Here is a 13,998-nt window from a genome sequence, read left to right on the forward strand (position 1 = left end):
GACCACCCAAGCGGGAATAGCTCAGTTGGTAGAGCACGACCTTGCCAAGGTCGGGGTCGCGAGTTCGAGTCTCGTTTCCCGCTCCAAATTCTTATCATCTCCAGATTATCCACAGCGGAATGCTTCGTTGGGGACATTTTCTATTGCATCTAAAATACTCTTGTGAACAGAGTTATCCACAGAAGCCCTACTCAGTTACAGACCAGAAGAAAATTAGCAGGGTGAATAATATCTTCTTAACATACTGAATTTAATGAAGTAAATTTCATTTCAAAATGTTATTTAGATCACTTGACCTCATTGCCAGCCCCGATGGCGCTTGAGTTTTTATTTTTATTCACAGGCTGTGAATATATCAAGCATCCCGTACAAGCCCTTTTTCAATCACTCTCACCAGCCGTTGTTTCTTCGGCAGCTGCACCTCGACAACGCAGGCATTACGCTTCTCGATTTGCTGCGCAATCGCCCATTCTATGTGTTCATCAAGAAGTGGGTGCTCACCTCTGCGACTTTCGAGCGCCTGAATATTGGCTTCATCCCAGGGCGCATTACCCAGCGCAACGGCGACATTTCGTAACCAGCGCAGATGCCCAATACGCCGAATGGCGGATCCTTCGGTGACTTTCAGGAACCAGTCCTCACTCCAGGCGAAGAGCTCGATAAGCTGAGGCGCATGAAGCGCTTTACGAGGACTGAAATCGTCTTCATTCGTAAGCTGCGAGTAACGATTCCAGGGGCAGATCAGCTGGCAGTCATCGCAGCCGTAGATACGGTTCCCGATAAGCGGACGGAATTCTTCCGGTATCGCCCCTTCGAGTTCAATGGTGAGATAGGAGATGCAGCGGCGCGCATCCACCGTATAAGGCTCAACGATGGCACCCGTCGGGCAAATGGTCATGCAGGCCACGCAGCGCCCGCAACCTTCCTCTACCGGACCATCTACCGGCAGCGGCAAATCTATGAGCAGTTCACCGAGGAAAAAGAACGATCCGGCGTCGCGGCTAAGGATAAGTGAGTGCTTACCTGTCCAGCCAAGCCCGGCTTTTTCTGCTATCGGGCGCTCAAGAACAGGCGCAGAGTCTACAAACGGTCTAAAATTCAGCGACACACAGTGCTGCTGAATAGTTTCCCCAAGTTTTTTTAAACGGTTACGCAGAAGCTTATGGTAATCACGGCCCAGGGCGTACCGGCTGACGTAACCGAGAGCGGGATTTTTTAACGTGCGAGCAAACGCCGCGTTGGCGGGCAGGTAGTTCATGCGTACGCTGATGACGCGTAATGTACCGGGCAACAGCTCGTGTGGGCGGGCACGCATCATGCCATGACGCGCCATCCACTCCATTTCGCCATGGTATTGTTTATCCAGCCATGCCTGCAGTTTCGGCTCGCTGGCGGAGAGGTCGGTATCGGTGATACCCACCTTCTGGAAGCCAAGCTCAGCACCCCACTGTTTAATTTTTTGCGCTAATTCATTGAGATCGAGGGGCTGTGACATGACGGACCATACTGTGAAGAAAAACCCCGAAAGTATACCACATTCCATCTGGCATGCGGATGACCTCCGGCACGCCGAAAAAGAGGCCGCAGACAGCCTCGGCATTACCCTGTATGAACTGATGCAACGCGCGGGCGAAGCGGCGTTTAACGTTGCCCGCACGGCTTACCCTGAATCGTCGCATTGGCTGATTTTATGCGGACACGGCAATAACGGCGGTGACGGTTATGTCGTTGCCCGGCTGGCGGTTGCCGCCGGGATCCACGTGACGTTGCTGGCGCTGGAGAGCGATAAACCGCTGCCAGAAGAGGCCAGTGCGGCGCGGGAAGCCTGGCTGAACGCGGGCGGTGTTATTCATGCCACCGATATCGTCTGGCCGGAAGAGATTGATGTGATTATTGATGGCCTGCTGGGCACCGGACTACGCAGTGCGCCGCGCGACCCGGTTGCCACCCTGATTGCACGTGCCAATGCCCACAGCGCGCCGGTGGTGGCCCTGGATATACCTTCTGGACTGATGGCGCAAACCGGCACGACGCCGGGCGCGGTGATTCAGGCCGCGCACACCGTTGCCTTTATCGCCCTGAAACCGGGGCTGCTTACCGGTAAAGCACGGGATGTCACGGGAACGTTGCACCATAACGCACTGGGGCTGGAGAGCTGGCTTGCCGGGCAGGAAACTCACGTTTCGCGCGTTGATGCTTCGCTACTGGCACAGTGGCTACCGCCGCGCCGCCCGACGTCCCATAAGGGCGATCACGGCAGGCTGGTGATCATTGGAGGTGACCACGGCACGGCGGGGGCTATCCGCATGACGGGGGAAGCGGCATTGCGTTGCGGTGCCGGTTTAGTGCGGGTGCTGACGCGCATCGAAAATAGTGCGCCAATTATTACGGCCCGTCCGGAGCTGATGGTGCATGAATTGACGCCGCAGTCGCTTGAAGAGAGTCTCGAATGGGCAGATGTCGTGGTCATTGGCCCGGGGCTTGGGCAGCAGGCCTGGGGGAAACAGGCCCTGCAGAAGGTCGAGAATTTTCGTAAACCGATGCTGTGGGATGCCGACGCGCTGAACCTTCTGGCAATCAATCCTGATAAGCGTCACAATCGCATTCTGACGCCGCACCCCGGCGAAGCCGCGCGCCTGCTTAACTGCAGCGTGGCAGAAATTGAAAGCGATCGCTTACTTTCTGCCCGGCGTCTGGTAAAACGTTACGGAGGTGTTGCCGTTCTGAAAGGGGCAGGAACCGTTGTCGCCAGCGACGAGGCACTGGGCATTGTCGATGCCGGAAATGCGGGCATGGCGAGCGGCGGAATGGGCGATGTGCTTTCCGGCATCATTGGCGCATTGCTTGGACAGAAACTTCCCCTTTATGATGCAGCCTGCGCTGGCTGTGTGGCCCATGGTGTCGCGGCGGATAAGCTGGCGGCACGTTACGGTACACGCGGAATGCTGGCCACCGATCTTTTTTGCACGCTACGGCGTGTTGTTAACCCGGATGTGATTGACGTAGAAAATGACTAATCGAGCGATTTCTTTACCTGATGAACAAGCCACTTTAGATCTTGGCAAACGCGTGGCACAGGCCTGTCAGGGGGCAACCGTCATTTATCTGTATGGTGATTTAGGTGCGGGTAAAACCACCTTCAGCCGGGGTTTTCTGCAGGCGTTAGGCCATAAAGGCAATGTGAAAAGCCCAACCTACACGCTGGTAGAACCGTACACCCTTGAAAATCTCATGGTGTACCACTTTGATTTATACCGCCTTGCGGATCCCGAGGAGCTGGAATTTATGGGGATCCGTGATTATTTTGCCAATGATGCCATCTGCCTGGTGGAGTGGCCGCAACAAGGTGCGGGTGTGTTGCCTGACCCGGATGTCGAAATTCACTTAGATTACCAGGCACAAGGGCGTGAGGCACGCATCAGTGCTGTTTCCTCATCAGGTAGTTCCTTACTGGCGCGTCTGGCCGGTTAAGCGTAGGGATGACGGGATGATTAGTCGCGTTAAAGGTTGGTTATTGGCTGCCACGGTGCTGCTGTGCGCGCAGGCCGGGGCGGCAAGCCTGTCGGATATTCAGGTGTCGAACGGCGAAAGCCAGGCCAGGATCACGTTCAGCTTTATGGGCGATCCGGAATATGCTTTTTCACAGCCAGACAGCCACAGCGTGGCGCTGGATATCAAACAAACCGGGGTTATCCAGGGGTTACCGCTCCAGTTCAGCGGCAATAATCTGGTTAAAAGCATTCGTTCCGGCTCGCCAAAAGATAGCCAGTCATTGCGTCTGGTGGTCGACCTAACCGAAAAGGGTAAAACCAGAGCGGTTAAGCAGCAAAACGGTGCGAATTATACGGTGGTCTTTACCATCAACGCTGACGCCCCTCCGCCGCCTCCGCCTCCACCGGTGGTGGCGAAACGCGTGGAAGAGCCGGTTTATACCCCGCGCCCATCCGAACCGGCACGTAATCCGTTTAAAACGGACAGCGACCGCATTACCAGCGTTACCAGCAGCAATACTGTGACGCGGCCGGCGGCCAGCGCACGTCGCGCGGTCAGCGGTGATAAAGTGATTATCGCCATCGATGCGGGGCACGGCGGTCAGGATCCCGGCGCAATTGGCCCGGGCGGTACGCGGGAGAAAAATGTCACCATCGCGGTTGCCCGTAAGCTGCGGACGCTGCTAAACGACGATCCTATGTTTAAAGGCGTGCTGACGCGCGACGGCGATTACTTTATCTCGGTGATGGGCCGCTCGGATGTGGCACGTAAGCAAAATGCCAATTTCCTGGTGTCCATTCATGCGGATGCCGCGCCAAACCGTAACGCCACGGGAGCCTCAGTGTGGGTGCTGTCAAACCGTCGGGCGAACAGTGAAATGGCAAACTGGCTTGAAGAGCACGAGAAACAGTCCGAACTGTTAGGTGGGGCGGGTGATGTGCTGGCAAACAGCCAGGCCGATCCGTATCTCAGCCAGGCGGTGCTGGATTTACAATTCGGTCATTCCCAGCGCGTCGGGTATGATGTCGCCACAAATGTATTGAATCAGCTGCAGGGCATCGGGTCATTGCACAAGCGCCGTCCGGAGCATGCGAGCCTGGGCGTTCTGCGATCGCCGGATATTCCATCGATTCTGGTGGAAACAGGCTTTATCAGTAATAACGCTGAAGAACGCCTGCTGGGCAGCGACAGCTATCAGCAGCAAATTGCCGAAGCGATCTATAACGGTCTGCGTAAATACTTTGATGCGCATCCGCTGCAGTCCGCGCCACAGGGCGGTGCCGCCCAGACGGCCAGCGCAGCGCAGCCAGGTGAGATGACCGCGACCAATTAAGGAGAATTCATGCCGATTCAGGTTCTACCGCCGCAGCTCGCGAACCAAATCGCCGCCGGTGAGGTGGTGGAGCGCCCTGCATCGGTGGTGAAGGAGCTGGTAGAAAACAGCCTTGATGCGGGGGCCACCCGCATTGATATTGATATCGAACGCGGCGGCGCAAAGCTGATTCGCATTCGTGACAACGGCTGTGGAATTAAAAAAGACGAGCTGGCGTTAGCGCTGGCGCGTCATGCCACCAGTAAAATTGCCTCTCTTGATGACCTGGAAGCGATCATTAGCCTCGGTTTTCGCGGGGAAGCGCTGGCCAGTATCAGCTCCGTTTCCCGCCTCACGCTCACCTCCCGTACCGCTGAACAGCAGGAAGCCTGGCAGGCGTACGCCGAAGGGCGTGATATGGACGTGACGATTAAACCAGCGGCGCATCCGGTCGGTACGACGCTGGAAGTGCTGGATCTGTTTTATAACACCCCCGCCCGACGCAAGTTTATGCGTACCGAAAAAACCGAGTTTGGGCATATCGATGAGATCATTCGTCGCATTGCCCTGGCGCGGTTTGACGTGACCATTAACCTTAGCCATAACGGCAAAGTCATGCGCCAGTACCGCGCCGTGGCGGAAGGTGGGCAAAAAGAGCGCCGCTTGGGCGCTATCTGCGGCGTACCGTTTCTCGAGCACGCGCTGGCCATTGAGTGGCAGCATGGCGATTTGGCCATGCGCGGCTGGGTGGCTGACCCCAACGCGAGCAGCGCCGCCTTCGCTGAGATCCAGTATTGCTACGTGAACGGTCGTATGATGCGTGACCGCCTCATCAATCACGCCATTCGTCAGGCCTGTGAAGATAAACTGGGTGCAGATCAGCAACCCGCGTTTGTGCTCTATCTAGAAATCGATCCCCACCAGGTGGACGTTAACGTCCATCCTGCCAAGCATGAAGTGCGGTTCCACCAGTCACGTCTGGTGCATGATTTTATCTATCAGGGCGTGCTGAGCGTATTGCAACAGCAGGCTGAGCCGACGCTGCCGCTGGAAAAAGAAGAACCCGCCCCGCGCGCGTTTCCGGAAAACCGTGTTGCAGCGGGCCGGAACCATTTTGCTGAACCTGCCGTGGCGCGTGAGCCGGATGCCCCGCGTTTCTCTGCTGCGGGTAGCACACCGCGCCCAACGGGAGCGAACTATCCAAACGCCCAACCTGGCTATCAAAAACAGCAAGGAGCGTTGTACCGCAAATTGCTGGAAACCCCCGCGGTGGAGCGCAAAGCGCCTGTCGCGATGCCAGCGCCTTCGCTGGATGGCCACAGCCAGAGTTTTGGCCGGGTTCTGACGATTATCGCACCGGATATGGCGCTGCTGGAGCGCGAAGGCCACGTGATGCTTCTGGCATTGCCGGTGGCGGAACGCTGGCTTAAACAAGTGCAGCTTACGCCGGGTGAAAACGCGGCCTGTGCACAACCGCTGCTGATCCCCGTTCGGCTAAAAATATCCCCTGAAGAAGCAGGGGTACTGCGTCGCGCAGAGGCCCTGTTGGCGCAGATGGGCATTGAAATGGTGCTCGAACCACAACATGTGACCATTCGCGCAGTGCCTTTACCCTTACGCCAACAAAATTTACAAAACTTGATTCCTGAACTGATAGGCTACCTGGCGCAGCAAACGTCGTTTGATGCCGCCAACACCGCGCAGTGGATCGCCCGCCATCTGGCAAGCGAACATGCGCCGTGGAGTATGGCGCAGGCCATTAGCGTGCTGGCGGAGGTTGAACGCCTTTGTCCGCATCTGGTGAAGACACCGCCAGGTGGGTTATTACAACCTGTTGATTTACAAACGGCGATGAATGCCCTGAAACATGATTGACGTAAGCAAGGCGAGCCTGCCAAAGGCGATTTTTTTAATGGGCCCCACGGCCTCCGGCAAAACGGCACTGGCCATTGAGTTGCGTAAAGTTTTGCCTGTAGAGTTGATTAGTGTCGATTCTGCCCTTATCTACCGAGGGATGGACATCGGCACGGCGAAGCCTGACGCAGACGAACTGCGTGCGGCACCGCATCGTTTGCTGGATATTCTCGACCCGGCTCAGGCATACTCCGCAGCGGATTTCCGCCGCGATGCGTTAGCCGAGATGGCCGAGATAACGGCGGCGGGACGTATACCGCTTTTGGTTGGCGGAACAATGCTTTATTTCAAGGCGTTGCTGGAGGGGCTTTCACCTCTGCCATCAGCGGATCCGGAAGTAAGAGCAAAAATTGAGCAGCAGGCGGCAGAGCAGGGATGGGACGTTTTGCATAAGCAACTGGCCGAGATTGACCCGGTTGCCGCAGCACGGATCCATCCAAATGATCCGCAAAGGCTTTCCCGGGCACTGGAAGTTTTTTTCATTTCGGGTAAAACTTTAACGGAACTGACGCAAACGTCAGGAGACGCTCTGCCGTATCAGGTGCATCAGTTCGCCATCGCCCCGGCGAGCCGTGAACTGCTCCATCAACGAATTGAGCAGCGTTTTCATCAGATGTTAGCTTCAGATTTTGAAGCAGAAGTGCGGGCGCTATTTGCCCGTGGAGATTTGCATACGGATATGCCTTCCGTTCGTTGTGTGGGATACCGCCAGATGTGGTCATATCTTGAAGGCGAGATTTCATATGATGAAATGGTTTATCGAGGTGTTTGCGCCACGAGACAGTTAGCGAAGCGCCAGATCACCTGGTTGCGCGGTTGGGACGGTGTTCACTGGTTAGACAGTGAAAAACCGCAACAGGCGTTAAACGAAGTGATTGAGGTTGTTGGTGATATCGCTCACTGAATGTGTACAATTGAGTCGTATCGTGCGCAATTTTTCAGAATCGCAAGGTTCTAAGTACAAAACAAGCATATAAGGAAAAGATAGAATGGCTAAGGGGCAATCTTTACAAGATCCGTTCCTGAACGCATTGCGTCGGGAACGTGTTCCAGTTTCTATTTATTTGGTGAATGGTATTAAGCTGCAAGGTCAGATTGAATCTTTCGATCAGTTCGTGATCCTGTTGAAAAACACGGTCAGTCAGATGGTCTATAAGCACGCTATTTCTACAGTTGTTCCGTCTCGTCCGGTATCCCATCACAGCAATAACACTGGCGGCGGCACGGGTAGTAACTACCATCATGGCAGCAGCGCGCAGGGTTCTTCTTCTCCTGCGCAGGACAGCGAAGATACCGAATAAGGTTTCGGGCTGTTATCCACACGGGGAGCCAGGGATCCTGCGTTCCCCGCTGATCTTTTTTGAGGAATTTACGCTTGTTTGACCGTTATGATGCCGGTGAGCAGGCGGTGCTGGTACACATCTATTTTACGCAAGACAAAGATATGGAAGACCTCCAGGAGTTTGAATCTCTGGTCTCTTCCGCCGGTGTCGAAGCAATGCAGGTGATTACCGGTAGCCGTAAAGCGCCGCACCCAAAGTATTTTGTTGGTGAAGGTAAAGCAGTTGAAATTGCGGATGCCGTAAAAGCAACCGGCGCGTCAGTCGTGTTGTTTGATCATGCGCTGTCTCCGGCTCAGGAACGTAACCTGGAACGTCTTTGCGAATGCCGTGTTATCGATCGCACGGGTTTGATTTTAGATATTTTCGCTCAACGTGCGCGTACTCACGAAGGTAAGCTGCAGGTTGAGCTGGCGCAGTTGCGCCATCTGGCAACGCGGCTTGTGCGTGGCTGGACCCACCTTGAAAGACAAAAGGGCGGGATTGGTTTGCGCGGTCCGGGTGAGACCCAGCTTGAAACCGACCGCCGTCTGTTGCGTGGCCGTATTACCCAGATCCTTTCACGTCTGGAACGCGTTGAAAAACAGCGTGAGCAAGGACGTCGGGCGCGATCGAAAGCTGACATCCCGACGGTGTCGCTGGTGGGGTATACCAACGCCGGTAAATCCACCCTGTTTAACCAGATTACTGAGGCCCAGGTTTATGCCGCAGACCAGCTGTTTGCGACCCTGGACCCCACATTGCGTCGTATTGACGTCGCCGACGTCGGTGAAACGGTGCTGGCGGATACCGTAGGGTTTATCCGTCACCTGCCGCATGACCTGGTGGCTGCGTTTAAAGCCACCCTGCAGGAGACGCGTCAGGCGACCCTGCTGCTGCACGTCATTGATGCTGCAGACGTTCGCTTGCAGGAGAACATCGACGCGGTAAACGTGGTGCTCGACGAGATCGACGCCGACGACATCCCAACGCTGTTGGTGATGAACAAGATCGATATGCTGGAGGATTTTGAGCCGCGTATCGACCGAGATGAAGAGAACAAACCGATTCGGGTCTGGCTTTCCGCTCAGACCGGTATTGGTGTGCCACTGCTTTTCCAGGCTTTGACAGAACGTCTTTCCGGTGAGGTAGCCCAGCACACGCTGCGATTGCCGCCACAGGAAGGCAGGCTGCGCAGCCGGTTTTATCAGCTTCAGGCGATAGAAAAAGAGTGGATGGAGGATGACGGCAGCGTGGGGATGCAGGTGCGTTTGCCGATCGTTGACTGGCGTCGCCTCTGTAAACAAGAACCTGCGCTGGTCGACTATATCGTCTGATCAGAAAGGGGATGCCTGAATAATTCGCCCTTGCATAACAAATATGGAGCATATACATGGCGTGGAATCAGCCCGGTAATAACGGACAAGACCGCGACCCGTGGGGAAGCAGCAATAATCAAGGCGGCAACTCTGGGGGAAATGGCAACAAAGGTGGTCGCGAGCAGGGGCCGCCGGATCTGGATGATATCTTCCGCAAGCTAAGCAAGAAGCTTGGTGGTCTTGGCGGAGGTAAAGGTTCTGGCTCTGGTGGGGGTTCCACTCAGGGGCCGCGCCCGCAGTTAGGGGGCCGCGTGGTGGGCATTGTTGCCGCTGCCGTGGTGATCATCTGGGCTGCCAGTGGGTTCTACACCATTAAAGAAGCGGAACGCGGTGTGGTCACCCGTTTCGGTAAGTTCAGCCATCTGGTTGAACCAGGTCTGAACTGGAAACCGACTTTCATTGACGACGTGACCGCGGTGAACGTGGAGTCTGTCCGTGAACTGGCGGCCTCCGGCGTGATGCTGACCTCCGACGAGAACGTTGTGCGCGTTGAGATGAACGTCCAGTACCGCGTCACCGATCCGCAGCACTACCTGTTTAGCGTGACCAGTGCAGATGACAGTCTGCGTCAGGCCACAGACAGTGCGCTGCGCGGTGTGATCGGTAAATACACCATGGACCGCATTCTGACCGAAGGTCGTACCGTTATTCGTAGCGATACCCAGCGTGAGCTGGAAGAGACCATTCGCCCGTACAACATGGGTATCACCCTGCTGGACGTCAACTTCCAGGCTGCTCGTCCGCCGGAAGAGGTGAAGGCCGCGTTTGATGACGCCATTGCCGCCCGTGAAAACGAACAACAGTACATCCGTGAAGCGGAAGCGTACACCAACGAAGTTCAGCCACGTGCTAACGGTCAGGCGCAGCGTATTCTTGAAGAAGCGCGTGCGTATAAAACTCAGACCGTCCTGGAAGCTCAGGGTGAAGTGGCGCGTTTCGCGAAGATTTTGCCAGAATATAAAGCGGCTCCGGAGATTACCCGTGAACGTCTTTATATTGAGACCATGGAAAAAGTGCTGAGCCATACGCGTAAGGTACTGGTTAACGACAGCAAAGGTGGAAACCTGATGGTACTGCCGTTGGATCAGATGCTGAAAGGCGGTTCGGCGCCGGCGGCAAAGGCGGATACCAGCGGTGCCAACAACCTGCTGCGTCTGCCACCTGCGGCATCCGGTAGCTCAAGCGCCACAACCACGCCTTCTTCGAACGATGGTGACATTATGGACCAACGCCGTGCTAACGCGCAGCGTAACGACTACCAGCGTCAGGGGGAATAAGGATGCGTAAGTCAGTTATTGCGATCATCATCATCGTATTGGTCGTGCTTTATACCTCTATCTTTGTGGTGAAAGAGGGCGAGCGTGGAATTACCCTGCGTTTTGGTAAAGTTCTGCGCGACAGCGAGAACAAGCCGCTAGTGTTTGAGCCGGGCCTGCACTTTAAAATGCCACTGATTGAATCGGTGAAAACGCTCGACGCCCGTATCCAGACCATGGATAACCAGGCCGACCGTTTCGTGACCAAAGAGAAGAAAGACCTGATCGTTGATTCCTACATCAAATGGCGTATCAGTGATTTCAGCCGCTACTACCTGGCAACGGGCGGTGGCGACGTTTCTCAGGCGGAAGTGCTGTTGAAACGTAAGTTCTCTGACCGTCTGCGCTCTGAGATTGGTCGTCTGGATGTGAAAGACATCGTCACCGACTCCCGTGGTCGTCTGACGCTGGAAGTGCGTGATGCGCTGAACTCCGGTTCTGCAGGAACCGAAGACGAAGTCACCACCCCGGCAGCGGATGATGCCATTGCCAAAGCGGCAGAACGCGTTCAGGCTGAAACCAACGGCAAAGTGCCGGTGATCAACCCGAACAGTATGGCTGCTCTGGGTATCGAAGTGGTCGACGTCCGTATCAAGCAGATCAACCTGCCAGCGGAAGTGTCCGAGGCGATTTACAACCGTATGCGCGCCGAGCGTGAAGCGGTAGCACGTCGTCATCGTTCACAAGGTCAGGAAGAGGCGGAGAAACTGCGTGCGGCAGCGGATTACGAAGTGACCAAGACGCTGGCAGAATCTGAGCGTCAGGGCCGTATTCTGCGCGGTGAAGGGGATGCCGAAGCGGCAAAACTGTTTGCCGATGCCTTCAGCCAGGATCCCGACTTCTACGCCTTTATCCGTAGCCTGCGTGCTTACGAGAACAGCTTCCAGAGCAACCAGGATGTGATGGTGCTCAGCCCGGACAGCGATTTCTTCCGCTACATGAAGACGCCGGCTAACGCAACGCGATAAACTCAGGCCAGTTTGAGTATTCAAACCACCGCTCTCAACGGAGCGGTGGTTTTCTTTTATAAGGATTAAAAATGAATTCAACCATTTGGCTTGCGCTGGCCCTGGTTCTGGTGCTGGAAGGTCTTGGACCGATGCTTTATCCGCGTGCATGGCGTCGGATGATAGCCTCTCTGAGCCAGTTGCCGGATAATATTTTGCGCCGATTTGGGGGCGGACTTGTGGTTGCCGGCATCGTTATCTACTACATGTTGAGGAAAACGATTGGCTGATCAAAAAGTAATCTGGTTTGGCGTATTTTGAGGTCAAAAAGTGCTGTATATCTGAAAAAGCGATGGTAGAATCCATTTTTAAGCAAACGGTGATTTTGAAAAAAATGGGTAACAACGTCGTCGTACTGGGCACCCAATGGGGTGACGAAGGTAAAGGGAAGATTGTTGATCTTCTGACTGAACGGGCTAAATATGTTGTACGCTACCAGGGCGGTCACAACGCAGGCCATACTCTCGTAATCAACGGTGAAAAAACCGTCCTCCATCTTATTCCATCAGGCATTCTTCGCGAAAACGTCACCAGCATCATCGGTAACGGCGTTGTGCTGTCTCCGGCTGCTCTGATGAAAGAGATGAAAGGTCTGGAAGACCGTGGTATCCCCGTTCGCGAGCGTCTGCTGCTCTCCGAAGCCTGCCCGCTGATCCTTGATTATCACGTGGCGCTGGACGTAGCGCGTGAAAAAGCGCGTGGCGCGAAAGCGATCGGCACGACCGGTCGTGGTATCGGCCCGGCTTACGAAGACAAAGTTGCTCGTCGCGGTCTGCGCGTGGGCGATCTGTTTGATAAAGAGACGTTCGCTGAAAAACTGAAAGAAGTGATGGAATATCACAACTTCCAGCTGGTGAACTTCTATAAAGCTGACGCTGTTGACTACCAGAAAGTGCTGGATGACGTCATGGCGATTGCTGACATTCTGACCGGTATGGTTGTTGATGTGTCCGATCTGCTGGACCAGGCGCGCAAGCGTGGCGATTTCGTCATGTTCGAAGGTGCGCAGGGTACGCTGCTGGACATCGACCACGGTACCTATCCGTACGTCACCTCCTCTAACACCACCGCGGGTGGCGTTGCGACCGGTTCTGGTCTGGGTCCACGTTATGTGGATTACGTTCTGGGCATCATCAAAGCTTACTCCACTCGCGTGGGTGCGGGTCCATTCCCGACTGAGCTGTTTGATGAAACCGGCGAGTTCCTGTGCAAGCAGGGTAACGAGTTTGGCGCGACCACCGGTCGTCGTCGTCGTACCGGCTGGCTGGACGTGGTAGCCGTGCGTCGCGCAGTACAGATTAACTCCCTGTCTGGTTTCTGCCTGACCAAACTGGACGTGCTGGACGGTCTGAAAGAGGTGAAACTCTGCGTAGGCTACCGTATGCCTGATGGTCGCGAAGTGACCACCACTCCGCTGGCTGCGGATGACTGGAAAGGCATCGAGCCAATCTACGAAACCATGCCAGGCTGGTCTGAAACGACGTTCGGTGTGAAAGAGCGTAGCGGTCTGCCACAGGCAGCACTGAATTACATCAAGCGTATTGAAGAACTGACCGAAGTGCCGATCGACATTATCTCTACCGGCCCTGATCGTACTGAAACGATGATCCTGCGCGACCCGTTCGACGCATAATCTTCGTGACTGCTGGCCTGCGGGACAACCCGCAGGCTGGATACGCGTCGCGCCATCCGGCGAACGCTCCTCGATCTCCGCTTTTTCGCCCCGTCTGTCAAATAAATTAGCCGCTTACTATCTGGCTGGTTTATCATCATTAATGAATATCTGTGCGGTTTATCCGCGTTTTCCCTTTTTCCTGAGGTTGATGTGCAGTTAACAAGTTTCACCGATTACGGCTTACGCGCGCTGATTTACATGGCGTCGTTACCCGATGGGAAAATGACCAGTATCTCTGAGGTTACAGAGGTATACGGTGTGTCCCGTAATCATATGGTCAAAATAATCAATCAACTTAGTCGTGCCGGATACGTTGCTGCCGTCCGCGGGAAGAATGGTGGGATCCGTCTCGGTAAACCGGCGCAGAGTATTCGTGTTGGGGATGTGGTACGTGAACTGGAGCCATTGTCTCTGGTGAATTGCAGCAGCGCGTTCTGCCACATTACGCCCGCTTGTCGCCTTAAACAGGCACTTTCTCTGGCCGTGCAAAGTTTTCTCAAGGAACTGGATAACTACACGCTGGCCGATTTGGTTGAAGAGAATCAACCACTTTATAAATTATTGCTGGTGGAATGAAGAAAATT

13 protein-coding genes and 1 tRNA gene are annotated in these 13,998 nt (G+C 55.0%); 13 read left to right on the plus strand and 1 reads right to left on the minus strand.

Going from position 1 to position 13,998, the window contains the following annotated elements; all coding sequences use genetic code 11:
* Positions 1 to 10 precede the first annotated feature (10 nt).
* Positions 11 to 86 (plus strand) — tRNA-Gly (locus L462_RS02810).
* Between the two features lie 269 nt (positions 87 to 355).
* Here L462_RS02810 and queG read toward each other — a convergent pair.
* Positions 356 to 1,495: a tRNA epoxyqueuosine(34) reductase QueG gene (gene queG, locus L462_RS02805; RefSeq protein WP_032679416.1), complete on the minus strand. Its 1,140-nt coding sequence runs from the start codon at positions 1,493 to 1,495 to the stop codon at positions 356 to 358.
* Between queG and nnr the strand changes: the two genes are divergently transcribed.
* From nnr to nsrR, 12 genes are all read left to right on the plus strand, one after another.
* Positions 1,494 to 3,017: a bifunctional ADP-dependent NAD(P)H-hydrate dehydratase/NAD(P)H-hydrate epimerase gene (nnr, locus tag L462_RS02800; protein ID WP_025206258.1), complete on the plus strand. Its 1,524-nt coding sequence runs from the start codon at positions 1,494 to 1,496 to the stop codon at positions 3,015 to 3,017. The genes queG and nnr overlap by 2 nt on opposite strands.
* Positions 3,010 to 3,471, plus strand: coding sequence for a tRNA (adenosine(37)-N6)-threonylcarbamoyltransferase complex ATPase subunit type 1 TsaE (gene tsaE / locus L462_RS02795; protein WP_020882947.1), 462 nt, complete (start codon positions 3,010 to 3,012; stop codon positions 3,469 to 3,471). The genes nnr and tsaE overlap by 8 nt, the downstream gene beginning before the upstream one ends.
* 16 nt (positions 3,472 to 3,487) lie before the next feature.
* On the plus strand, positions 3,488 to 4,825 hold the full coding sequence (amiB, locus tag L462_RS02790) for an N-acetylmuramoyl-L-alanine amidase AmiB (RefSeq protein ID WP_014168308.1): 1,338 nt from the start codon (positions 3,488 to 3,490) through the stop codon (positions 4,823 to 4,825).
* Positions 4,826 to 4,834: 9 nt separating this feature from the next.
* Positions 4,835 to 6,679, plus strand: coding sequence for a DNA mismatch repair endonuclease MutL (gene mutL, locus L462_RS02785; protein ID WP_032679417.1), 1,845 nt, complete (start codon positions 4,835 to 4,837; stop codon positions 6,677 to 6,679).
* Complete coding sequence (gene miaA / locus L462_RS02780; RefSeq protein WP_014168310.1) at positions 6,672 to 7,622, plus strand: tRNA (adenosine(37)-N6)-dimethylallyltransferase MiaA; 951 nt, start codon at positions 6,672 to 6,674, stop codon at positions 7,620 to 7,622. The genes mutL and miaA overlap by 8 nt, the downstream gene beginning before the upstream one ends.
* An 85-nt stretch (positions 7,623 to 7,707) precedes the next feature.
* Positions 7,708 to 8,019 carry an RNA chaperone Hfq gene (gene hfq / locus L462_RS02775; RefSeq protein WP_014168311.1) on the plus strand — a complete coding sequence of 104 codons (312 nt, stop codon included), beginning with the start codon at positions 7,708 to 7,710 and terminating at the stop codon, positions 8,017 to 8,019.
* Between the two features lie 74 nt (positions 8,020 to 8,093).
* Positions 8,094 to 9,374, plus strand: a complete 1,281-nt coding sequence (gene hflX, locus L462_RS02770; protein ID WP_020882944.1) for a ribosome rescue GTPase HflX — start codon at positions 8,094 to 8,096, stop codon at positions 9,372 to 9,374.
* Positions 9,375 to 9,430: 56 nt separating this feature from the next.
* The gene (gene hflK / locus L462_RS02765) at positions 9,431 to 10,693 is read left to right on the plus strand and encodes an FtsH protease activity modulator HflK (RefSeq protein ID WP_014168313.1); all 1,263 of its coding nucleotides are present in this window, start codon (positions 9,431 to 9,433) and stop codon (positions 10,691 to 10,693) included.
* A 2-nt stretch (positions 10,694 to 10,695) separates the two neighbouring features.
* A complete protein-coding gene (gene hflC / locus L462_RS02760) occupies positions 10,696 to 11,700 on the plus strand; it encodes a protease modulator HflC (RefSeq protein ID WP_014168314.1) in 1,005 nt (334 codons plus the stop codon).
* Between the two features lie 71 nt (positions 11,701 to 11,771).
* Positions 11,772 to 11,969 (plus strand): DUF2065 domain-containing protein, encoded by a 198-nt coding sequence (locus tag L462_RS02755; RefSeq protein WP_014168315.1) that lies wholly within the window; start codon positions 11,772 to 11,774, stop codon positions 11,967 to 11,969.
* Between the two features lie 104 nt (positions 11,970 to 12,073).
* Positions 12,074 to 13,372, plus strand: coding sequence for an adenylosuccinate synthase (locus L462_RS02750; RefSeq protein WP_025206256.1), 1,299 nt, complete (start codon positions 12,074 to 12,076; stop codon positions 13,370 to 13,372).
* Between the two features lie 192 nt (positions 13,373 to 13,564).
* Positions 13,565 to 13,990 (plus strand): nitric oxide-sensing transcriptional repressor NsrR, encoded by a 426-nt coding sequence (nsrR, locus tag L462_RS02745; RefSeq protein WP_014168317.1) that lies wholly within the window; start codon positions 13,565 to 13,567, stop codon positions 13,988 to 13,990.
* The last annotated feature ends 8 nt before the right edge of the window (positions 13,991 to 13,998 follow it).

The sequence above is a fragment of the Enterobacter sp. BIDMC 26 genome (genome assembly GCF_000534435.1).
Classification (GTDB): domain Bacteria; phylum Pseudomonadota; class Gammaproteobacteria; order Enterobacterales; family Enterobacteriaceae; genus Enterobacter; species Enterobacter ludwigii.

Bases quoted from the DNA above. Each gene is read 5' to 3' on its own strand.
- nnr (WP_025206258.1), top strand. From the start codon at position 1,494: ATGACGGACCATACTGTGAAGAAAAACCCCGAAAGTATACCACATTCC.
- queG (WP_032679416.1), bottom strand. From the start codon at position 1,495: ATGTCACAGCCCCTCGATCTCAATGAATTAGCGCAAAAAATTAAACAG.
- tsaE (WP_020882947.1), top strand. From the start codon at position 3,010: ATGACTAATCGAGCGATTTCTTTACCTGATGAACAAGCCACTTTAGAT.
- amiB (WP_014168308.1), top strand. From the start codon at position 3,488: ATGATTAGTCGCGTTAAAGGTTGGTTATTGGCTGCCACGGTGCTGCTG.
- mutL (WP_032679417.1), top strand. From the start codon at position 4,835: ATGCCGATTCAGGTTCTACCGCCGCAGCTCGCGAACCAAATCGCCGCC.
- miaA (WP_014168310.1), top strand. From the start codon at position 6,672: ATGATTGACGTAAGCAAGGCGAGCCTGCCAAAGGCGATTTTTTTAATG.
- hfq (WP_014168311.1), top strand. From the start codon at position 7,708: ATGGCTAAGGGGCAATCTTTACAAGATCCGTTCCTGAACGCATTGCGT.
- hflK (WP_014168313.1), top strand. From the start codon at position 9,431: ATGGCGTGGAATCAGCCCGGTAATAACGGACAAGACCGCGACCCGTGG.
- hflC (WP_014168314.1), top strand. From the start codon at position 10,696: ATGCGTAAGTCAGTTATTGCGATCATCATCATCGTATTGGTCGTGCTT.
- L462_RS02755 (WP_014168315.1), top strand. From the start codon at position 11,772: ATGAATTCAACCATTTGGCTTGCGCTGGCCCTGGTTCTGGTGCTGGAA.
- L462_RS02750 (WP_025206256.1), top strand. From the start codon at position 12,074: ATGGGTAACAACGTCGTCGTACTGGGCACCCAATGGGGTGACGAAGGT.